The sequence below is a fragment of the Burkholderia sp. NFPP32 genome (assembly GCF_900119325.1).
In the GTDB taxonomy this organism is placed as follows: domain Bacteria; phylum Pseudomonadota; class Gammaproteobacteria; order Burkholderiales; family Burkholderiaceae; genus Burkholderia; species Burkholderia pyrrocinia_C.
Genome location: NZ_FPJP01000004.1, coordinates 84,476 through 104,259, shown reverse-complemented (window position 1 = coordinate 104,259; position 19,784 = coordinate 84,476). Strand labels below are relative to the sequence as shown.

Sequence of the window (19,784 nt, the reverse complement as noted above, 5' to 3'; positions counted from 1 at the left end):
TTGCCTCGAATCTTCGCAGGAGAAAAGTGATCGGCAAAATGAGTTTTCAGCATTTTTCATGAGGCTCGCACTTGGCTTGGGTTCGCGTTATATCGGTTTCATTTGTAATTTTGCCGTGGCATTGCCTTGGCGTAACAATTGTTTAACGTACATGGGGTTGCAGTAAATAAGATAAAAATATAGATTCCAAACGTCCGATTTTCCTGGAGTCGATATCCGGAAATTGTGTAAACGACGCTTGAGGAAATTATGGCGTCTATCCCGTAATCGGTTGCCAGGGAAGTGCCTGCGGGCGATCGAACTGGCGGGATGTAATCGCGCGTAATCGGCTGCACTCCAATCGCGCTTACGCCTATGTGGTCAGAACCACGGATTGAGTTCTTTGACTAGATACGGCCTGTAAGAGGGGCGGCGCATAAGCGCCTCGACTGTAGTCGTTCGAATTGTGCGGTCGACTGATTGACCCGATTTGAAATGAATGATGACTAAGGCTCCCTTGTGCAGGGCACCAGCAATCCCCCCGGTATCCCCCAAAGTGTCTCGATAGATATATAAAGCAGACATACAACCTAAAAGAACACCTAACCTCAAGTTCGTCGAGGAACAGCGTGATTTCGCGCGGCTGCCGAACCGCGTCGGGCGACCCTCCACCCCGTTTTGCAATTCGTCTGGGTTTTTGAAAAATAAATAAAACAAAGGGATGCGAATTTTTCGATGAGCGGGCCCCGGCGAGCTGCAATCCGGGGCCGGATTCGCGAAATTGTGCATAGATCAAGTCTCGGCAGCCGGATTTTGTCCTCCGGGGGCGCTCAGAGCGACGTAAGCACGCGCCGGTAGCGGATCGCCTCGGCGATCTGCGCGGCCGTCGGCAGCGGGTCGCCGGCCAGGTCGGCGATCGTCCGCGCGACCTTCAGCACGCGAAAATACGCGCGCGCCGACCAGCCGAAGCGCTCGCCGGCCTCGCGCAGCAGCCGCTCGCCTTCGTCGGTCGGCCGGCACAGATCGTCGGTCTCGCGGCCGCTCAGCATGTGATTCGTCTTGCCCTGCCGGCCAAGCTGCAGCGCGCGCGCCTGCGCAACCCGCGCGGCCACCGCTGCACTCGGCTCGCCGGGCGCCGACGCGCGCGACGCGAGTTCGGCCGGCGACAGCGCGGGCAGGTCGATCTGGATGTCGATGCGGTCGACGAGCGGCCCCGACAGCTTGCGCAGGTAGCGCGCGGCGACGTCCGGCGTGCAGCGGCAGCGCCCTGACGGATCGCCGTGCCAGCCGCACGGGCACGGGTTCATCGCGGCGATCAACTGGCACGCGGCCGGGAAGTCGGCTTGCTGCGCCGCGCGCGAGATCGTGATGCGGCCGGCTTCCAGCGGCTCGCGCAGCATCTCGAGCACGTGCCGGTCGAATTCCGGCAGTTCGTCGAGGAACAGCACGCCGAGGTGCGCGAGCGTGATTTCGCCCGGCTGCGGCGGGTTGCGGCCGCCGACCAGCGCGGCGGCGCTCGACGAGTGATGCGGCGCGCGGAACGGCCGCCGGCGCCATTGCGCGGGCGAGAAGCCGAGGCGGCTCGCGGAAAGGAGCGCGGCCGACGTCAGCGCCTCGTCGTCGGTCAGCGGCGGCAGGAGGCCAGGCAGCCGCGCGGCCAGCATCGACTTGCCGGCCCCCGGCGGGCCAACCATCAGCATGTGATGACCGCCCGCGGCGGCGACTTCCAGCGCGCGCCGGGCGCCGCGCTGGCCGACCACGTCCGCGAGGTCGGGCGCGGCTGGCGCCGGCAGGCCGTCGAGGCAAGGCGCCGCGACCGGCATCAGCCGCCCGTCGGGCGCATCGGCGAGGTGTGCGCACAGCGCGGGCAGGTCGGGCGCACCGAATACCGTGACGCCCGGCACGAGCGCCGCCTCGGCCGCGCTGTCGAGCGGCAGGTACAGCTCGGGCGGACGCGCCGTTGCCGCGGAGCCGGACAGGGCGACCGAATTCGGGCCCGGACCGGAACCGAGGCCCGATCCGGTTTCGCCCGCGCGCCAGTCCCGTGCCGCACCGCACGCCATCGCGAACGCGCCGCGCATCGGCCGCAGCGCGCCGGTCAGCGACAGCTCGCCCGCGAATTCGCGGCCGGCCAGCGCGTCGGCCGGGATCTGGCCGTTCGCGGCGAGGATGCCGAGCGCGATCGGCAGGTCGAACCGGCCCGACTCCTTCGGCAGATCGGCCGGCGCGAGGTTGACGGTGATGCGGCGCACGGGGAACTCGAATCCGCAGTTCTGCAGCGCGGCGCGGACGCGCTCGCGGCTTTCGCGGACTTCGAGATCGGGCAGGCCGACGATCGAGAACGACGGCAACCCGTTGGCGAGATGGACTTCGACGGTAACGTCCGGCGCGCGGCCGGATGCGGGCGCGCGACTGCGCACCACGGCGAGCGACATGGCGAGGCTCCTGTAAACAGATGGGCGACGGCCGTTCGGGGCCGCATGCCGCGGGAATCGGAGGAATCGGTGCGCGCTTGCCGGCGTGGCGCGGGAAAAGAACGAGGGACTGCGGAACGACGGACTGCGAAGAGCGATGAACGGCGAAGAGCGATGAACGGCGAAGAGCGGGGAGCTGCGAAGAACGACGGACTACGAAGAACGGCGGTATGGCTTCGGGGCGGCGGGCGCGGGCCGCGCGAGGCGGCCCGCGCCCGGACCTTGCGGTCGGGTGGCGGGCGTCAGGCCTGCGGTGCCGCGAGCTTCTGCTCGAGCTCCGCGACACGCTTTTCGAGTTCCTCGAGGCGCACGCGGGTGCGGGCGAGCACCTGCGCCTGCGTGTCGAATTCCTCGCGCGTGACGAGATCGAGCTTCGAGAAGCCTTGCGACAGCATGGCCTTCACGTTGCGCTCGACGTCCTTGGCCGGCGAGTTCTTCAGCAGATCGCTGACGCGCGACTGCAGATCGTGGAAAACGTCGCTGGGTTGCTTCATGTGATTCCCCTTCCTTGCACAAAAATTGTGCATCTTCAGTTGCGTACGTGCCCATGATGCACGCATGACCGGAAATGGTGCGCCCGGAGCGCGAATTCCGGGCATGGCGCCCGCATGGGTGAATGTCCCGGCGAGCCGGGACGTGCGTGCACTCTAGCAACGATCCTTTCGCCGCGCCAGCAAACCGGGCCATGTTGGCCATTCGGCCGGGCTTCCGCACCTTACATCACGGGATGCGACCCCGTTACGGAGCCCTTCGAGACGGCGCTCGGACGAACATGGCATGCGAGTTGCTGAGAAGAGTCCGTTACAACATTCCAACCAATTCGACGGGACAACCCAGCGAGAGGACTTCATGAAACTCATTACCGCAATCATCAAGCCGTTCAAGCTCGATGAGACGCGCGAAGCGCTGTCGGCGCTCGGCGTCTCGGGTATCACGGTGACGGAGGTGAAAGGGTTCGGGCGCCAGAAAGGGCATACCGAGCTGTATCGCGGCGCCGAATACGTGGTCGATTTCCTGCCGAAGATGAAGATCGAGGCGGCCGTGTCCGACGACCTCGTCGACCAGGCGGTCGAGGCGATCGAGCGGGCCGCGCGCACCGGCAAGATCGGCGACGGCAAGATCTTCGTCACGCCGATCGAACAAGTGATCCGGATTCGCACCGGGGAGACGGGCGCTGACGCGCTGTAACAGAACAGACAAGACAAGCGACAAGAGGAAACCCAAGATGCGCAAACTTCTGATGTCCCTGCTGATGGCCGGCTCGCTGATCGCGGCCGGCGTCGGCCCCGCGCTCGCCGACGACGCGGCGTCCGCCGCGGCTGCGTCCGCGCCCGCCGCAACGGCTTCCGACGCATCGGCTGCCGCTGCTCCGGCAGCTTCGGCGCCGGCTGCAACCGACGCATCCGCCGCAGCGGCCGCCGCCGCACCGGCTTCGGGCGCCGCCGCCGACGCATCGGCCGCCGCCGCAGCGTCCGCGCCGGCCGCACCCGCCGCGCCGACCGCACCGTTCTCCGTCGATTCGTCGAAGATCAGCGCCGGCGACACCGCGTGGATGCTGACCTCCACCGCGCTCGTGCTGTTCATGACGATCCCCGGTCTCGCGCTGTTCTACGCCGGCATGGTCCGCAAGAAGAACGTGCTCGCGACCGTGATGCAGAGCTTCGCGATCACCGCGGTGATCACGGTGCTGTGGACGGTGGTCGGCTACAGCCTCGCGTTCACGCCGGGCAACGGCTTCATCGGCGGCCTGTCGCGCGTGTTCCTGCACGGGATGAACTACATCAAGGGCGACAAGGCGACGACGCTGACCGTCAGCCACCTGGCGACGACGATTCCGGAATCGGTCTACTTCGTCTACCAGATGACGTTCGCGATCATCACGCCGGCGCTGATCTGCGGTGCGTTCGCCGACCGGATGAAGTTCTCGGCGATGCTCGTGTTCATGACGCTCTGGTCGCTGATCGTCTATGTGCCGATCGCGCACATGGTGTGGGAGCCGACCGGCTGGCTGTCGGCCGACGGCGTGCTCGACTTCGCGGGCGGCACGGTGGTGCACATCAACGCCGGTATCGCGGGCCTCGTGTCGTGCCTGGTGCTCGGCAAGCGCGTCGGCTACGGTCGCGAATCGATGGCGCCGCACAACCTCGTGCTGACGATGATCGGCGGCTCGATGCTGTGGGTCGGCTGGTTCGGCTTCAACGCGGGCTCCGCGGTCGCGGCCGACGGCCGTGCCGGCTTCGCGATGCTGACCACGCAAGTGGCGACGGCCTGCGCGGCGCTCGGCTGGATGTTTGCCGAATGGATCGCGAAGGGCAAGCCGTCGGTGCTCGGTATCGTGTCGGGCGCGGTCGCGGGTCTCGTGGCGATCACGCCGGCTGCCGGCTTCGTCGGCGTCGCCGGTGCGCTCGTGATCGGCATCGCGGCGGGCGTGATCTGCTTCTGGTCGGCCACGTGGCTCAAGTCGAAGCTCGGCTACGACGATTCTCTCGACGCGTTCGGCGTGCACGGCGTGGGCGGGGTTCTCGGCGCGCTGCTGACGGGCGTGTTCGCGGTCAAGGACATCGGCGGTGCCGACGGCAGCCTGCTGCTGCAGGCGAAGGGCGTGCTGATCACGCTGGTCTACAGCGGCGTGCTGAGCTTCGTGCTGCTGAAGCTGATCGACCTGACGATGGGCTTGCGCGTGTCCGAAGAGGAAGAGCGCGAAGGCCTCGACGTGATCCTGCACGGCGAGCATGTCGAATAAGTCATAAGGATGCACGGCGGGCCGCCGCGCAGACGGCGCCCGCCACGAATGAGCGCAGCGACTTCGGCCCGCCCACCCGGCGGGCTTTTTTTCTCCTGCCGCGTGCTGCCGTAGCGCATAACCCTTCGCGCTATCGGGTCAATAGCCGAAAACTTCCTCCAAACCCTTGCGAAGCCGGGAACAATCCCCAAATGGGCAGGGCAATTGCTCTACAATCTTCATTCTCCCGCTCGCGAGTGATTCATGGTTCCCCACCTCGTTACCGCGTTGAACGGTCCGCTGCTCGAACTCGAGCGGAAGATCCTCGACGCGACGCCTGCGATCGAACGCTGGTTCAGGCTCGAATGGCAGGAACACACCCCGCCGTTCTATTGTTCGGTGGACCTGCGCAACGCCGGCTTCAAGCTGGCGCCCGTCGACGCGAACCTGTTCCCCGGCGCGTTCAACAATCTGCCGTCCGAAGTGCTGCCGCTCGCCGTGCAGGCCGCGATGGCCGCGATCGAGAAGATCTGCCCGGACGCGAAGAACCTGCTCGTGATTCCCGAGCTGCCGACCCGCAACGCGTTCTACCTGGAAAACGTCGCGCGGCTCGCGACGATCATGCGCCAGGCCGGCCTGAACGTGCGCTTCGGCTCGCTCGACCCGAGCATCACCGACATGACGCCGATCACGCTGGCCGACGGCCAGAAGATCGTGCTCGAACCGCTCGAGCGTTCGCAGCGCCGCCTCGGCCTGAAGAATTTCGATCCGTGCTCGATCCTGCTGAACAACGACCTGTCGGCCGGCATCCCGGCCGTGCTGGAAAACCTGCACGAGCAGTACCTGCTGCCGCCGCTGCACGCGGGCTGGGCCGTGCGCCGCAAGTCGACGCACTTCTCGTGCTACGACGACGTCGCGAAGAAGTTCGCGAAGATGGTCGGCGTCGATCCGTGGATGGTGAATCCGTATTTCGCGCACGTCGAGGGTGTCGACTGGCAGGCGCATGAAGGCGAGCAGGCGCTCGCGGACGCGATCGACGGCGTGCTGAAGAAGATTGCGCGCAAGTACCGCGAATACGGGATCAGCGAGAAGCCGTACGTCGTCGTGAAGGCCGACGCGGGCACGGCGGGGCGCGGCGTGATGACCGTGCACGACGCGGCCGAGATCGGCCGCATGTCGAAGGCCGAGCGCGCACAGATGGCCGAGTCGAAGGCCGGCCTCGCGGTGCGCGACGTGATCGTGCAGGAAGGCGTCTATACGTTCGAGCGCGTCGGCGACGAAGTGGCCGAGCCCGTCGTGTACATGATCGACCGCTATGTGGTCGGCGGTTTCTACCGCACGCACGGCGGCCGCGAGCGCGACCAGAACCTGAACGCGCCCGGCATGCACTACGTTCCGCTCGGCTTCGAGCACACCGCGCTGCCGGATGCCGGCGCCAAGCCGGGCGCCGCGCCGCCGAACCGTTTCTACATGTACGGCGTCGTCGCGCGGCTGTCGCTGATCGCGTCGTCGATCGAACTGGAAAAGACCGATCCCGAAGCCATCCAGGTGTAACGGACCTTCGCTACGTACAGGACCCGCATGGACATTCTCTTTATCGCCGACCCGCTCGAGCGCTTCAAGATCTACAAGGATTCGACCTACGCGATGATGGCGGAGGCCGCGCGGCGCGGGCACGTGATCTACACGTGCGAGCCGCACCAGCTTGCGTGGACCGGGTCGGGCGTCGAGGCGGACGTGCAGCGCGTGACGATCGTCGGCGATACGGCCGACCTGCATCGTCATCCGTGGTATGAGGCGGCCGCGCATGAATCCCGTCAAATGACGTCGTTCGGCGCGGTGCTGATGCGCAAGGATCCGCCGTTCGACATGGAGTACGTGACGGCCACGTGGATGCTCGAACTCGCCGAGCGCGCGGGCGCGCGGGTGTTCAACAAGCCGCAGTCGATCCGCGACCATTCGGAGAAGCTGGCGATCGGCGAGTTTCCGCAATTCGTCGCGCCGACGCTGGTCACGCGCGATGCCGCGCGGTTGCGCGCGTTCCACGCCGAGCACGGCGACGTGATCGTGAAGCCGCTCGACGGGATGGGCGGGATGGGCGTGTTCCGCGTGAAGGCCGACGGGATGAATCTCGGCGCGATCATCGAGATGCTCGGCCACGACGGCACGCGCTCGCTGATGATTCAGAAGTTCATTCCCGAGATCAAGGCCGGCGACAAGCGGATCCTGCTGATCGCGGGCGAGCCCGTGCCGTATTCGCTCGCGCGGATTCCGCAGGGCAGCGAGGTGCGCGGCAATCTCGCCGCGGGCGGGCTCGGCGTCGCGCAGCCGCTGACTGCCCGCGATCGCGAGATCGCCGCGACGCTCGGGCCCGTGCTCGCGTCGCGCGGGCTGCTGCTGGTCGGCCTCGATGCGATCGGCGACTGGCTGACCGAGGTGAACGTCACGAGTCCGACGTGCTTCCGCGAGATCATGGAGCAGACGGGCTTCGACGTCGCCGCGATGTTCATCGACGCGCTGGAGCGCGCGGCCGCGTAGGCCGTTTTCCTGCGCACCCCCGGCGGCGGCCCGCGCAGGTCCCCCGTCGCCGGAGCAGCTTGACCGGCCTGCTACAATGCCCGCTTGCCCGGTGCCGTGATCGGCGCACCGAAGGCCCGGCGGTCGGGCCGACACTGTTGCAAGGCTGAACATGAAACGCTTCCCACACTCGCTACGCTCATTGCCCCGCCGCGGGGTATCGGCCCGCCAGGGGCGGCCGGGAGCGATCTGACATGGCCGGGATCCTGATCATCGCGCACGCACCGCTCGCCACCGCGCTGCGGGACTGCATCGCGCACATCTACGGCGGCGTGCCCGCGCGCATCGGCTGTATCGACGTGATGGCGGACAGCGATCCGACCCAGGTGATGGCGTTCGCGCACGCGGAACTCGCGCGGCTCAAGGAAGAGAACGGCGTGGTCGTGCTGACCGACATGTACGGTGCGACGCCCGCGAACATCGCGGGCCAGCTCGCGAAGATCGACAACGTGCGTGTGCTGGCGGGCGTGAACCTGCCGATGCTCGTGCGGGCCGTCTGCTATCGCACCGTGCCGCTCGACAAGCTCGTCGACAAGGCGCTGTCCGGCGGCGCGAAGGGCGTCCATGAAGTGGCGGCCGGCACGCCGCCGCCGCCGACGGAAGCCGGCTGCGGCCAGTGCGCGCCGATTCCGCCCGAACCGCAACCGCGCACCGAATCGCACTGATCATCCGTTTTCCGTTTTAGACAGCACCGCCGACGCGCGACGCCGGCGGTCCCGACCGACCCGACCGAGAATCATGCTTCAACAAGAAACCACCATCGTTAATAAATTGGGGCTCCATGCGCGCGCATCGGCCAAGCTTACGCAACTGGCCGGCAACTTCCAGTCGGAAGTCTGGATGACACGCAACGGGCGCAAGATCAATGCGAAGAGCATCATGGGCGTGATGATGCTGGCGGCGGGCATCGGCAGCACCGTGACGATCGAGACCGAAGGGGCCGACGAGCGGGAGGCGATGGACGCGCTGCTGAAGCTGATCGCCGACAAGTTCGGCGAAGGCCAGTGATCGTCGCGCGGGATCGTTGCCGTTTCCAGCCAGAATGCCGCGGATTTCGCGGCATTTTTTTCGTCGGAAGCATTGATGCGGAATGCACAATGCTGCGGTGCATGCAGTCAGCGGGGAGTCGCGGAATTTATAATCGCTAACCGGGGTCATAAGCGCATCGCAGCAGTGTGCCGCGGCTTTACTTGTACAGAGGAGGTGCGCGTGTCCTTCACGCTGCAAGGCATTCCCGTCTCACGAGGTATCGCGATCGGGCGAGCGTATCTGATCGCGCCGGCGGCGCTCGACGTCGCCCATTACCTGATCGAGGCGAACCAGATCGACGCCGAGGTCGAGCGTTTCCGCACGGCGCTCGACGTCGTGCATCACGAACTCGAAGCGCTGCGTGCCGACCTGACCGACGACACGCCGAGCGAAGTGGGCGCATTCATCGACGTCCACATGATGATCCTGAGCGACGCGATGCTCGTGCAGGAAACCATCGACCTGATCCGCACGCGCCGCTACAACGTCGAGTGGGCGCTGACCGAGCAGCTCGAGCTGCTCACGCGCCACTTCGACGACATCGAGGACGAATACCTGCGCGAGCGCAAGGCCGACATCGAGCAGGTGGTCGAGCGCGTGCTGAAGGCGCTCGCCGGTGCGCCGTCCGCGTCGCAGGCGCTCGACCGCGCGGCCGCGAACGGCACCAACGAGATGATCGTCGTCGCGCACGACATCGCGCCGGCCGACATGATGCAGTTCAAGACGCAGTCGTTCCAGGCGTTCGTCACCGACCTCGGCGGCCGCACGTCGCACACGGCGATCGTCGCGCGCAGCCTCGGCATTCCGGCCGCGGTCGGCGTGCAGCACGCGAGCGCGCTGATCCGCCAGGACGACCTGATCATCGTCGACGGCGACCAGGGCATCGTGATCGTCGATCCCGCGCCGATCGTCCTCGAGGAATATTCGTACCGCCAGTCAGAGAAGCTGCTCGAGCAACGCAAGCTGCAGCGCCTGAAATTCTCGCCGACGCAAACGTTGTGCGGCACCAAGATCGACCTGTACGCGAACATCGAGCTGCCCGACGATGCGAAGGCGGCCGTCGACGCCGGCGCGGTCGGCGTCGGCCTGTTCCGCTCCGAGTTCCTGTTCATGCATCAGAAGGAGATGCCGGAAGAGGAGGAGCAGTTCGCCGCATACAAGCGGGCCGTCGAGTGGATGAAGGGCATGCCGGTGACGATCCGCACGATCGACGTCGGCGCGGACAAGCCGCTCGAGGCGCTCGACGAGGGCTACGAGACGGCGCCGAACCCGGCGCTCGGCCTGCGCGCGATCCGCTGGAGCCTGTCCGAGCCGCAGATGTTCCTCACGCAGTTGCGCGCGATCCTGCGTGCGTCCGCGTTCGGCCAGGTAAAGATCCTGATCCCGATGCTCGCGCACGCGCAGGAGATCGACCAGACGCTCGACCTGATCCGCGAGGCGAAGCGCCAGCTCGACGACGCGGGGCTCGCCTACGATCCGAACGTGCGCATCGGCGCGATGATCGAGATTCCGGCCGCGGCGATCGCGCTGCCGCTGTTCCTGAAGCGGTTCGATTTCCTGTCGATCGGCACGAACGACCTGATCCAGTACACGCTCGCGATCGACCGCGCGGACAACGCGGTCGCGCACCTGTACGACCCGCTGCATCCGGCCGTGCTGCACCTGATCTCCTATACGTTGCGCGAAGCGAAGCGCGCGGGCGTGTCCGTGTCGGTGTGCGGCGAGATGGCGGGCGATCCGGCGCTCACGCGCCTGTTGCTCGGGATGGGGCTCACCGAGTTCTCGATGCACCCGAGCCAGCTGCTCGTCGTGAAGCAGGAGATCCTGCGCGCGCACCTGAAGGCGCTCGAGAAACCGACGGCCGACGTGCTTGCCGCATTCGAGCCGGAGGAAGTGCAGGCGGCGCTGAAGCGGCTGTCGGTCGCCGAGCCGCGCGCGGATGCGGCCGCTTAGGTCGCTTATGCCGCTTATGCCGCTCAGGCGCCAGCGTCGCCGCTAACCGCCGTGAAGGGTCATGCATGCGCCGGCCGGCGCATGCGTCCGACGCGCGTCAGTGCCGGCCCCCGCACACGGGGCAGTCGGCCTGGCGCGCGATTTTCATCGTCGTCCATTCCATCCGCAGCGAATCGAGCATCATCAGCCGCCCGTTGAGCGTCGTGCCGATTTCGCCGATCACGCGCAGCGCTTCGGCGGCCTGCATCGCGCCGATGATCCCGACCGTCGGCGCGAACACGCCCATCGTCGCGCACGCGACTTCCTCGAACGGCTGGTCTTCCGGAAACACGCACGCATAGCAGGGTGCGGTCGCATCGCGGAAATCGAACGTGCTGATCTGGCCGTCGAAGCGCAGCGCGGCGCCCGACACGAGCGGCACGCCGTGCGCGACGCACGCGCGGTTGATCGCGTGTCGCGTCGCGAAGTTGTCGGTGCAGTCGAGCACGACGGTCGCGGCCGGCACGTGCGCGTCGAGCCACGCGTCGTCGACGCGCTCCGCGACCGCGTTCACCTTCACCTCGGGGTTCAGTTGCGCGAGCGCGTCGCGCCCCGATTCGACCTTGGCGCGGCCGACCGATGCCGTCACGTGCAGGATCTGCCGCTGCAGGTTCGTAAGGTCGACGGTATCGGCGTCGACGAGCGTGATCGTGCCGACTCCCGATGCCGCGAGGTACATCGCGGCAGGCGAGCCGAGGCCGCCCGCGCCGACGACGATCGCGTGCGCGTCGAGAAAGCGCTGCTGCGCCTCGATGCCGATTTCATCGACGAGGATGTGGCGGGAGTAGCGAAGGAGTTGATCGTCGTTCATGGGGAGATCGGGCGAAGCATGCCGCCGCCGGTGGCGCGGGCGTATCTGCGTATTCTAGGCGCACATGAAAAACGGGCCATCGCGGTCTTCCCGCGATGGCCCGTCGGATGCCGGCCGGCGCTTACTTCGGCGCCGACGCGGGCTTCGGTGCGGCCGGCTTCGCGCTCGCGCCCGATGCCTTCGAGGCCGCGGCAGCCTTGCCGGCCGGGCTCTTCGTCGTGCTCTCGGCGAGCAGCGACTTCGATTCCTGGACGGTCTTGCCCTCGAGCTTGTTGAGCGCCTGCTGCATCATGAAGTCGTCGGCGCTGCCGAACTCGATCGGCTTGCGATCGCGGTCCTTCTGGCGTTGCTCCGGCGTCTTCTTGTCGTTCTGCTCTTCGAGGACGCGCAGTTGATCCATCCGGCGCTGCTCGCGCTCTTCCTGTTCCTTCTTCTCGTTCGGGTCCTGCGTGTTCGCGAGGTGGTTCGTGTAGTCGACCTCGCGCGTCACGAGCACGTCGTCCGGATCGCCGTCCGCGTACTGATCGACCGGCACGTCGGGCGCGATGCCCTTGTTCTGGATCGAGCGGCCGCTCGGCGTGTAGTAATACGCGGTCGTCAGGCGCAGCGCGGTGTCGGCCGTCATCGGGCGGACCGTCTGAACCGAGCCCTTGCCGAACGTCGTCTTGCCCATGATCTGCGCGCGCTTCGAATCCTGCAGCGCGCCGGCGACGATTTCCGACGCGGACGCCGAATACGCGTTCGTCAGCACGATCATCGGCACGGTCTTGAAGACCGGCGGCAGGTTCTTCAGCGGATCGCCGTCGAAGGACGGCAGGCGATAGTTGTCGTACGTATCGCGGTAGACCTGCTTCGAATCGGGGATCTGGCCGTTGGTCGACACGACGACGGAGTCGGGCGGCAGGAACGCGCCGGCGACGCCGACCGCGCTCTGCAGCAGGCCGCCGCCGTTGTTGCGCAGGTCGAGGACCAGGCCCTTCAGGTTCGGCTGCTGGCGCGCGATGTCCTGCAGCTTCGCGGCGAGATCGGGCGTCGTGCGCTCCTGGAAGCTCGTGATGCGGATATATGCGTAGCCCGGGTCGAGCATCTTCATCTTCACGCTCTGGACCCTGATGATCGCGCGCGTGACCGTGACCGGGAACGTGCGGTCGTCGCTCTTGCGGAAGATCGTCAGCGTGACCTTGGTGCCCGGCTCGCCGCGCATCTGCTTGACGGCCTTGTCGAGCGTCATGCCGCGCACCGGCTTGTCGTTGATGCGCGTGATCAGGTCGCCCGGACGGATGCCGGCGCGGAATGCGGGGGTGTCCTCGATCGGCGAGATCACCTTGACGAGGCCGTCTTCCTGCGAGATCTCGATGCCGAGACCCGCGAAGCGGCCCTTCGTCTGCTCCTGCAGCTCGTCATAGTCGGTCTTGTCGAGGAACGACGAGTGCGGATCGAGGCTCGACACCATGCCCTTGATCGCCGCCGTCAGCAGCTTCTTGTCGTCGACCGGTTCGACGTACTCGCGCTTGATCTGGCCGAATACTTCCGCGAACAGGCGGAGCTGGTCGAGGGGAAGCGGCGCCGTGGCGGTCTGCTCGGCCGACGCGGAAATCTGCAGCGTGGCGAACACGCCCGTGGCGAGGCCCGCGGCAATCAGGCCGATGTTCTTCAATTTCATTCGCATAGAGAGTCTGGTGCGGTCGGGAAGCGCGTGGCGGTAGCGGGGATGTAGCGGACAAGTATAACTGTTCGTCCGATAACTCAGTGGAACGCCGCGAAAAGCGGCGAACAGGCGCCATGAGCCGGGCCCGGAGCAGGCCCGGCGGGGCACCGCCGGACGCGCTGCGGGTTCGAAAGCGGGTTCGACCGCAGCGGGGCCGCGAAGGTTCGCGCGGCGTGCCGCGCCGGACGCGGCACGCCCGGCGCGACGGGCGTCAGCTCGCCTTGCCCTGCTTCGCGACGGCGGCCTGCGCCTGCGCGATCGCGTCCTGGTCGCCGAGGTAATAGTGCTGGATCGGCTTCAGGTCCTCGTCGAGTTCATACACGAGCGGCACGCCGTTCGGGATGTTCAGGCCGACGATGTCGCTGTCCGAGATGCCGTCGAGGTACTTGATCAGCGCGCGCAGCGAGTTGCCGTGCGCGGCGATCAGCACCTGCTTGCCGGCGCGGACCGCGGGCGCGATCGACTCGTTCCACAGCGGCAGCACGCGCGCGACCGTGTCCTTCAGGCACTCGGTGAGCGGCAGTTGCTCGCGCGGCACCTTCGCATAGCGCGGGTCGTTGAACGGCGCGCGCTCGTCGGTCGGTTCGAGCGCGGGCGGCGGCGTGTCGTAGCTGCGGCGCCAGACGAGCACCTGGTCGTCGCCGAACTTCGCGGCCGTTTCCGCCTTGTTCAGCCCCGACAGTGCGCCGTAGTGGCGCTCGTTCAGGCGCCACGAGTGGACGACCGGCAGGTACATGAGGTCCATCCGGTCCTGCACGTGCCACAGCGTGCGGATCGCGCGCTTGAGGACCGACGTGTACGCGATGTCGAACGTGTAGCCGGCCTCCTTGAGCAATTCGCCGGCCTGGTAGGCCTCGTTGCGACCCTGTTCGGTCAGGTCGACGTCGACCCAGCCGGTGAAGCGGTTTTCCTTGTTCCACGTCGATTCGCCGTGGCGGATGAGAACGAGTTTGTACATGGATCTTGCGGTCGGTAGTGAAGGAAGCGGTGCGCGTCGCGCGGCACCCGACCCGGGCCCGCCATCGCGCAAGGCGGTTATTTTATAATGGCGGGATTGTCCTCATCCGATTTCTCTTTTTCCGGCGGAATTCCGTGACGTTCTTTACCAATTACACGAACCTGGCCCTCATCGCGATCCTGCTGGTATCCGGCGGCCTGCTGGCGTGGCCCGCCCTGCGCCGCGGCCGCGGCGGCCTGTCGGCCGCGGAGGCCACCCAGCTCATCAACCGCTGCAATGCGGTCGTGATCGACGTGCGCGCCGCGTCCGATTTCGCCGCCGGCCACCTGCCGTCGGCGCGTCAGGTCGCGGCGGGCGAGATCGGCGCGAAGATCGCGCAGGTCGCGAAGAACAAGAGCACGCCGGTGCTGCTCGTCTGCCAGAATGGCCAGCAGTCGCAGAAGGCGGCGCGCGAGGTCGAGGCGGCGGGCTATGCCGAGGTGCACGTGCTCGAGGGCGGCGTGGCTGCCTGGCAGCAGGCCGGGATGCCGGTCGTCAAACAAGGAGCAGCGAAGTGAACAAGGTTCTGATGTACAGCACGCAGGTGTGTCCGTATTGCATGCAGGCCGAGCGCCTGCTGAAGCTGCGCGGTGTCGAGCAGATCGAAAAGGTGCTGATCGACCGCGATCCGGCACGCCGCGAGGAAATGATGACGCGCACGGGGCGCCGCACGGTGCCGCAGATCTATATCGGCGACACGCACGTCGGCGGCTACGACGATCTGTCGAAGCTCGACCGCGAAGGCGGGCTCGCGCCGCTTCTGCAAGCGGCCTGATTAGGGCAGAATGGCCGCCGGCCGCGCCGCGGCTTGGGCGCGCAGGATTCATCCGTGGCGGCCGGCGAGAAGCCGGGCCGCTCCGTCACCACTTTTAGGGAAACACCATGTCCGACGTCGAAAACCAACCGTTCTTCAACATCCAGCGCGTCTACTTGAAGGATATGTCGCTCGAGCAGCCGAATTCGCCGGCTATCTTCCTCGAGCAGGACATGCCGTCGGTTGAAGTCGAAGTCGACGTCAAGGCCGACCGCCTCGCGGAAAGCGTGTTCGAAGTCGTCGTATCGGGTACCGTCACCGCGAAGGTGAAGGACAAGGTCGCGTTCCTGATCGAAGCGAAGCAGGCCGGCATTTTCGACATTCGCAACATTCCGGACGAACAGCTCGACCCGCTGGTCGGCATCGCTTGCCCGACGATCCTGTTCCCGTACCTGCGCTCGAACATCGCCGACGCGATCACGCGTGCGGGCTTCCCGCCGATCCACCTGGCGGAAATCAACTTCCAGGCGCTGTACGAGCAGCGTCTCGCGCAGCTTCAGCAGCAGGCCGGCGCCGCAGGCGCGCCGAACGGCACGACGCTGAACTGACGTTTCACACGGACCGGTGCTGGGTATGAAAGTAGCCGTTCTCGGCGCCGGTGCCTGGGGCACCGCGCTCGCGGGCCATCTGGCCGCGCGGCACGATACGCTTCTGTGGGCGCGCGACGCCGCGCTCATCGCCGGGCTGCAGGCCCGGCACGAAAATTCCCGCTATCTGGACGGCATCGCGCTGCCTGACGCACTGCGCTACGACGCCGATCTCGGCGCCGCGCTCGCGCATGGCGCAGCGGACGACGCGCTGTGCGTGATCGCCGCGCCCGTGGCCGGGCTGCGCACGCTGTTCCGCGCGATGCGCGACGCAGGCTGCGTGCCCGCGCACATCGTCTGGGTCTGCAAGGGCTTCGAGGCCGACACGCATCTGCTGCCGCATCAGGTGATCGCGGCCGAGCTGCCCGAACAGCGCAGCAACGGCGTGCTGTCGGGGCCGAGCTTTGCACGCGAGGTCGGACAGTCGTTGCCCGTCGCGCTGACGGTGGCGAGCGCGTCCGCCGAATGCCGCGAGCGCACGCTCGCCGCGTTCCATCACGGCGCGATGCGGATCTATACGGGTGACGACGTGGTCGGCGTCGAGGTCGGCGGCGCGGTGAAGAACGTGCTTGCGATCGCGACCGGCATTTCCGACGGCCTCGGCCTCGGGCTGAACGCGCGCGCCGCGCTGATTACGCGCGGCCTCGCCGAAATGTCGCGGCTCGGCGTCGCACTCGGCGGCCGCGCGGAAACCTTCACCGGCCTCACGGGTCTCGGCGACCTGATCCTCACCGCGACGGGCGACCTGTCGCGCAACCGCACGGTCGGCCTGCAACTGGCGGCCGGCCGGACGCTGAACGACATCCTCGGTGCGCTCGGCCACGTGGCCGAAGGCGTGCGCTGCGCGCAGGCCGTGCTGGCGATCGCGCACGCGCAGTCGATCGAAATGCCGATTACCGAAGCCGTGTGCGGCGTGCTGTTCGACGGCATCGCGCCGCGCGACGCCGTCAGCGGCCTGCTGCGGCGCGACGCGCGCGCCGAGTAGCACGGCCGGGCGCCGCCAGGCGCGGTCGCGCCAAGCGCGCGGCGCCAAAGCGCACTACGCTTGAACAAGTCTCCGGCGTTTCGGGAGGTTGTCATGCTGCAGATCCATTCCACCACGCTCGATGCGCAACTCGTCGACATCACGACGCTCGATGTCGACGTGATCGTCAACGCGGCGAACGGCTCGCTGCTCGGCGGGGGCGGCGTCGACGGCGCGATCCACCGCGCGGCCGGCCCCGGCCTGCTCGCCGAGTGCCGCACGCTCGGCGGCTGCGAGACGGGCGACGCGAAGCTCACGCGCGGCCACGGGCTGCCGGCGCGCTACGTGATCCATGCGGTCGGGCCGGTGTGGCACGGCGGCGATCGCGGCGAGCCCGACCTGCTCGCATCGTGCTATCGGCGCGCGATCGAGCTGGCCGAAGAGGTGGCCGCGACGTCGATCGCGTTTCCGGCGATCAGTTGCGGCATCTACCGTTATCCGGCCGGCGAGGCCGTCGACATTGCAGTCGGCACCGTCGTCGAAATGCTGCCGCAGGCGCCGAGCCTCGCACGCGTGATATTCGCGTGCTTTTCCCCCGACATCCACGACCTGTATTGCGCGCGGCTCGCGCGGGCCTGACGCATCCCGCGCCGCGCACGCATCATGCGCCGCCTTCGAAGCCGGCCTGGCGCCACGCCTCGAACACGACCACCGCGACCGTGTTCGACAGGTTCAGGCTGCGGTTGTCCGGCCGCATCGGCAGGCGCACGCGCTGTTCGTTCGGGAAGCGTTCGAGCAGCGCGGCGGGCAGGCCGCGTGTCTCCGAGCCGAACACGAACCAGTCGCCCGGCAGGAACGCATGATCGTGGAAGCGGCCCGAGCCGCGTGTCGTGAACGCGAACATTCGCGCGGGATCGGGCGATTCGGCCGCGACGAAGGCGTCCCAGTCGCGGTGCACGCGCATCTGCGCATATTCGTGATAGTCGAGGCCGGCGCGGCGCATCCGTGCGTCGTCGAGCGGAAAGCCGAGCGGCTCGATCAGGTGCAGGTGCGCGCCGGTGTTGGCGCACAGGCGGATCACGTTGCCGGTGTTCGGCGGAATTTCGGGAGCGACGAGGACGACGTTGAACATGTTTCGGTTTGGCTGGGCCGGCCGGGGCGGAGCAACGCGCGCTCGTTCCCGGCCGGCCGGTTCGTGACGGCCGCGGCCGCGTGCAGGCGGCCGGCCTCTCTATTTAATTAATCCCTGGCGGTGCGCAGCGCAACCAGATTCGTCACGCGCGCGGCGCCTGCCGCCTTCAATGCGTGCGCGGCGGCCGCGAACGTCGCGCCGGACGTCATCACGTCGTCGACGAGCGCGACGTGGCGGCCCGCGACGTCGCCGGCCACCGCGAATGCCGACATCACGTTGTCGCGCCGCGCGCGCAGGGCGAGCCGCGACTGCGGCGCGGTGTCGGCGACGCGCGCGAGCAGCGCCGCATCCGCGGGCACGCCGAGCCGCCGCGCGAGCGGCCGCGCGATCGCCCATGCCTGGTTGTAGCCGCGCGCGACGAGCCGCCGGTGCGACAGCGGCACCGGCGCGACCAGGTCGAAGCCGCCGGTCCCGCGCGTATCGTCGACGAGCCGGGCGAGCCGGGCCGCGAATTCGGCGCCGAGCGCGAGCCGCGCATGAAACTTCAGGCCGCGCGCGAGCCCGTCGAGCGGCGCACGGTAATCCGCGAGCGCTAGCGTCGCATCGAACGGCGGCATCGCGGTGCGGCACGCGTCGCACCGGTACGCGGCCGTGCGGCCGGCGCCGCTGTGCCCGCCACGGAGCGGGCGCGAACGCGGTTGGCCGACACCCAGCGGCAGCGCGCAGACGTCGCAGCGCAGCCGCGCTTCATTCCAGTACGCGGCGTCGCAGGCAATGCAAATCACGGTATGTGACAAATTGCCGCACAGTGCGCAGCGATTCGGCAGCGCGACCGCGGCGACGCGCGCAGCCAGCGCGCGAACCTGCGACAAAACGACGCGCATCGTGCGCGGAGCGGAACTGCGGATCATTGCGAACACTCCTGGCGGCCCCGTCTCGATGAAGCCTGCGGGGCGAGCGAGTATACTTCGGGCTCTTCGCCAGTGTGCCCGACATGTCCCCAGCTTCGACTTCAACAGGCCGTCCGGCCAATGACGCCAGGCGCCTGCGGCGGATCTTCGATCGCCGTGCCGCCACGTTCGACGCGGTCGCGTTCCTGCCGCGCGAGATCGCGCAGCGGATGAACGAGCGTCTCGAATACATCAAGGTGAGCCCCACGGCCGTGCTCGATGCGGGCTGCGGCCCGGGCGACGATCTGCCGGCGCTGCGCGCGCGCTTTCCTGAAGCGCCCGTATTCGGCGTCGACCTGTCCGGCGCGATGCTTGCGCGGGCCGGTCAGCGCGAGGTCGAACAGACGAGCTGGCGCCGCTGGCTGCCGGCCTCGCTCGGCCGGGCGCTGGGCCAGCGCGGCCCGCGCGTCGCGCAGGCCGACTTCGCCGCGCTGCCGTTCCCGGGCGGCGCGTTCGACCTGATCTGGTCGAATCTCGCGCTCCACTGGCATTCGCGCCCCGACGCGGTGCTGCCCGAATGGCAGCGCGTGCTGCGCGTGAACGGGCTGCTGATGTTCAGCACGCTCGGCCCCGACACGCTGCGCGAGCTGCGCGCAGCCTGCACGGACGCCGAAGCGGCGCTCGGCATCGCACAGCCCGCCGCGCGCGTGATCGATTTCGTCGACATGCACGACCTCGGCGACATGCTCGTCGAGAGCGGCTTCGAGATTCCCGTGATGGACCAGGAAGTGCTGACCGTCACGTACAAATCCCCCGATTCCCTGCTGGCCGACGTGCGCCGCTGGGGCGCCTATCCGTTCGAGCGCGCGGCGCCGCAGCGTGCGACGCGACGCTTTCGCGCGGCGCTCGGCGACGCGCTGGAAGCGCGCCGGCGCGCGGACGGTACGATTGCGCTGACCTTCGAGGTGATCTACGGCCACGCATGGAAGGCCGTGCCGCGCACGACCGCCGAAGGGCACGGGATCGTGCGCATCGAGGACATCGGAAAGGGGCGTCCGAAGAATCGGTAAAGCGGTAAAGAGGGGTTTTGTTATGTCCGAAATTAGCG

Annotated in this window: 20 protein-coding genes; 13 read left to right on the top strand and 7 right to left on the bottom strand. The window is 67.6% G+C overall.

Features of this window, described 5'->3' with window-relative positions; translation table 11 throughout:
* Positions 1-809 precede the first annotated feature (809 nt).
* Together BT264_RS09805 and BT264_RS09800 are read right to left on the bottom strand one after the other, a co-directional pair.
* Entirely contained in the window at positions 810-2,414 is a 1,605-nt protein-coding gene (locus tag BT264_RS09805; protein ID WP_072437292.1) for a YifB family Mg chelatase-like AAA ATPase, read from the bottom strand.
* A 281-nt stretch (positions 2,415-2,695) separates the two neighbouring features.
* The gene (locus BT264_RS09800) at positions 2,696-2,947 is read right to left on the bottom strand and encodes an accessory factor UbiK family protein (RefSeq protein WP_034179125.1); all 252 of its coding nucleotides are present in this window, start codon (positions 2,945-2,947) and stop codon (positions 2,696-2,698) included.
* Positions 2,948-3,302: 355 nt separating this feature from the next.
* Here BT264_RS09800 and BT264_RS09795 point away from each other — a divergent pair, with 355 nt between their 5' ends.
* From BT264_RS09795 to ptsP, 7 genes are all read left to right on the top strand, one after another.
* Entirely contained in the window at positions 3,303-3,641 is a 339-nt protein-coding gene (locus BT264_RS09795) for a P-II family nitrogen regulator (protein ID WP_006398175.1), read from the top strand.
* Positions 3,642-3,678: 37 nt separating this feature from the next.
* Entirely contained in the window at positions 3,679-5,196 is a 1,518-nt protein-coding gene (locus tag BT264_RS09790; RefSeq protein WP_072437291.1) for an ammonium transporter, read from the top strand.
* 243 nt (positions 5,197-5,439) lie between these two features.
* Positions 5,440-6,729 (top strand): glutamate--cysteine ligase, encoded by a 1,290-nt coding sequence (gene gshA / locus BT264_RS09785; protein ID WP_034179123.1) that lies wholly within the window; start codon positions 5,440-5,442, stop codon positions 6,727-6,729.
* Positions 6,730-6,756: 27 nt separating this feature from the next.
* The gene (gshB, locus tag BT264_RS09780) at positions 6,757-7,713 is read left to right on the top strand and encodes a glutathione synthase (protein ID WP_072437290.1); all 957 of its coding nucleotides are present in this window, start codon (positions 6,757-6,759) and stop codon (positions 7,711-7,713) included.
* Positions 7,714-7,946: 233 nt separating this feature from the next.
* Complete coding sequence (locus BT264_RS09775; protein ID WP_034179121.1) at positions 7,947-8,417, top strand: PTS sugar transporter subunit IIA; 471 nt, start codon at positions 7,947-7,949, stop codon at positions 8,415-8,417.
* A 73-nt stretch (positions 8,418-8,490) separates the two neighbouring features.
* Positions 8,491-8,760: an HPr family phosphocarrier protein gene (locus tag BT264_RS09770; RefSeq protein WP_072437289.1), complete on the top strand. Its 270-nt coding sequence runs from the start codon at positions 8,491-8,493 to the stop codon at positions 8,758-8,760.
* A gap of 201 nt (positions 8,761-8,961) precedes the next feature.
* Positions 8,962-10,734, top strand: coding sequence for a phosphoenolpyruvate--protein phosphotransferase (gene ptsP, locus BT264_RS09765; protein ID WP_072437651.1), 1,773 nt, complete (start codon positions 8,962-8,964; stop codon positions 10,732-10,734).
* 97 nt (positions 10,735-10,831) lie between these two features.
* Here ptsP and BT264_RS09760 read toward each other — a convergent pair whose 3' ends face one another.
* The 3 genes from BT264_RS09760 to gpmA form a co-directional block, all read right to left on the bottom strand.
* The gene (locus BT264_RS09760) at positions 10,832-11,584 is read right to left on the bottom strand and encodes a HesA/MoeB/ThiF family protein (protein ID WP_072437288.1); all 753 of its coding nucleotides are present in this window, start codon (positions 11,582-11,584) and stop codon (positions 10,832-10,834) included.
* Positions 11,585-11,705: 121 nt separating this feature from the next.
* Positions 11,706-13,253, bottom strand: coding sequence for a S41 family peptidase (locus BT264_RS09755; RefSeq protein ID WP_072437287.1), 1,548 nt, complete (start codon positions 13,251-13,253; stop codon positions 11,706-11,708).
* A gap of 250 nt (positions 13,254-13,503) precedes the next feature.
* A complete protein-coding gene (gene gpmA / locus BT264_RS09750) occupies positions 13,504-14,250 on the bottom strand; it encodes a 2,3-diphosphoglycerate-dependent phosphoglycerate mutase (protein WP_072437286.1) in 747 nt (248 codons plus the stop codon).
* Positions 14,251-14,384: 134 nt separating this feature from the next.
* Here gpmA and BT264_RS09745 point away from each other — a divergent pair, with 134 nt between their 5' ends.
* From BT264_RS09745 to BT264_RS09725, 5 genes are all read left to right on the top strand, one after another.
* Entirely contained in the window at positions 14,385-14,807 is a 423-nt protein-coding gene (locus tag BT264_RS09745) for a rhodanese-like domain-containing protein (protein ID WP_072437285.1), read from the top strand.
* Positions 14,804-15,064, top strand: coding sequence for a glutaredoxin 3 (grxC, locus tag BT264_RS09740; RefSeq protein WP_034179116.1), 261 nt, complete (start codon positions 14,804-14,806; stop codon positions 15,062-15,064). The genes BT264_RS09745 and grxC overlap by 4 nt, the downstream gene beginning before the upstream one ends.
* 107 nt (positions 15,065-15,171) lie before the next feature.
* Positions 15,172-15,651 carry a protein-export chaperone SecB gene (gene secB / locus BT264_RS09735; protein ID WP_034179115.1) on the top strand — a complete coding sequence of 160 codons (480 nt, stop codon included), beginning with the start codon at positions 15,172-15,174 and terminating at the stop codon, positions 15,649-15,651.
* A gap of 25 nt (positions 15,652-15,676) precedes the next feature.
* Entirely contained in the window at positions 15,677-16,675 is a 999-nt protein-coding gene (locus BT264_RS09730; RefSeq protein ID WP_072437284.1) for an NAD(P)H-dependent glycerol-3-phosphate dehydrogenase, read from the top strand.
* A gap of 93 nt (positions 16,676-16,768) precedes the next feature.
* Positions 16,769-17,293, top strand: a complete 525-nt coding sequence (locus BT264_RS09725; protein WP_072437283.1) for an O-acetyl-ADP-ribose deacetylase — start codon at positions 16,769-16,771, stop codon at positions 17,291-17,293.
* A 22-nt stretch (positions 17,294-17,315) separates the two neighbouring features.
* On the opposite strand, the gene trmL is transcribed toward BT264_RS09725, so the two are convergent.
* Positions 17,316-17,786: a tRNA (uridine(34)/cytosine(34)/5-carboxymethylaminomethyluridine(34)-2'-O)-methyltransferase TrmL gene (trmL, locus tag BT264_RS09720; protein WP_034179112.1), complete on the bottom strand. Its 471-nt coding sequence runs from the start codon at positions 17,784-17,786 to the stop codon at positions 17,316-17,318.
* A gap of 107 nt (positions 17,787-17,893) precedes the next feature.
* Positions 17,894-18,697 (bottom strand): ComF family protein, encoded by an 804-nt coding sequence (locus BT264_RS09715; protein WP_072437282.1) that lies wholly within the window; start codon positions 18,695-18,697, stop codon positions 17,894-17,896.
* A gap of 83 nt (positions 18,698-18,780) precedes the next feature.
* Here BT264_RS09715 and BT264_RS09710 point away from each other — a divergent pair, with 83 nt between their 5' ends.
* Positions 18,781-19,746 (top strand): methyltransferase domain-containing protein, encoded by a 966-nt coding sequence (locus BT264_RS09710; RefSeq protein ID WP_072437281.1) that lies wholly within the window; start codon positions 18,781-18,783, stop codon positions 19,744-19,746.
* The last annotated feature ends 38 nt before the right edge of the window (positions 19,747-19,784 follow it).

What these genes read in the sequence shown, in the direction of transcription:
- BT264_RS09805 (WP_072437292.1), bottom strand. Translation starts at nt 2,414, where the DNA reads ATGTCGCTCGCCGTGGTGCGCAGTCGCGCGCCCGCATCCGGCCGCGCG.
- BT264_RS09800 (WP_034179125.1), bottom strand. Translation starts at nt 2,947, where the DNA reads ATGAAGCAACCCAGCGACGTTTTCCACGATCTGCAGTCGCGCGTCAGC.
- BT264_RS09795 (WP_006398175.1), top strand. Translation starts at nt 3,303, where the DNA reads ATGAAACTCATTACCGCAATCATCAAGCCGTTCAAGCTCGATGAGACG.
- BT264_RS09790 (WP_072437291.1), top strand. Translation starts at nt 3,679, where the DNA reads ATGCGCAAACTTCTGATGTCCCTGCTGATGGCCGGCTCGCTGATCGCG.
- gshA (WP_034179123.1), top strand. Translation starts at nt 5,440, where the DNA reads ATGGTTCCCCACCTCGTTACCGCGTTGAACGGTCCGCTGCTCGAACTC.
- gshB (WP_072437290.1), top strand. Translation starts at nt 6,757, where the DNA reads ATGGACATTCTCTTTATCGCCGACCCGCTCGAGCGCTTCAAGATCTAC.
- BT264_RS09775 (WP_034179121.1), top strand. Translation starts at nt 7,947, where the DNA reads ATGGCCGGGATCCTGATCATCGCGCACGCACCGCTCGCCACCGCGCTG.
- BT264_RS09770 (WP_072437289.1), top strand. Translation starts at nt 8,491, where the DNA reads ATGCTTCAACAAGAAACCACCATCGTTAATAAATTGGGGCTCCATGCG.
- BT264_RS09760 (WP_072437288.1), bottom strand. Translation starts at nt 11,584, where the DNA reads ATGAACGACGATCAACTCCTTCGCTACTCCCGCCACATCCTCGTCGAT.
- BT264_RS09755 (WP_072437287.1), bottom strand. Translation starts at nt 13,253, where the DNA reads ATGCGAATGAAATTGAAGAACATCGGCCTGATTGCCGCGGGCCTCGCC.
- gpmA (WP_072437286.1), bottom strand. Translation starts at nt 14,250, where the DNA reads ATGTACAAACTCGTTCTCATCCGCCACGGCGAATCGACGTGGAACAAG.
- secB (WP_034179115.1), top strand. Translation starts at nt 15,172, where the DNA reads ATGTCCGACGTCGAAAACCAACCGTTCTTCAACATCCAGCGCGTCTAC.
- BT264_RS09730 (WP_072437284.1), top strand. Translation starts at nt 15,677, where the DNA reads ATGAAAGTAGCCGTTCTCGGCGCCGGTGCCTGGGGCACCGCGCTCGCG.
- BT264_RS09725 (WP_072437283.1), top strand. Translation starts at nt 16,769, where the DNA reads ATGCTGCAGATCCATTCCACCACGCTCGATGCGCAACTCGTCGACATC.
- trmL (WP_034179112.1), bottom strand. Translation starts at nt 17,786, where the DNA reads ATGTTCAACGTCGTCCTCGTCGCTCCCGAAATTCCGCCGAACACCGGC.
- BT264_RS09715 (WP_072437282.1), bottom strand. Translation starts at nt 18,697, where the DNA reads ATGATCCGCAGTTCCGCTCCGCGCACGATGCGCGTCGTTTTGTCGCAG.
- BT264_RS09710 (WP_072437281.1), top strand. Translation starts at nt 18,781, where the DNA reads ATGTCCCCAGCTTCGACTTCAACAGGCCGTCCGGCCAATGACGCCAGG.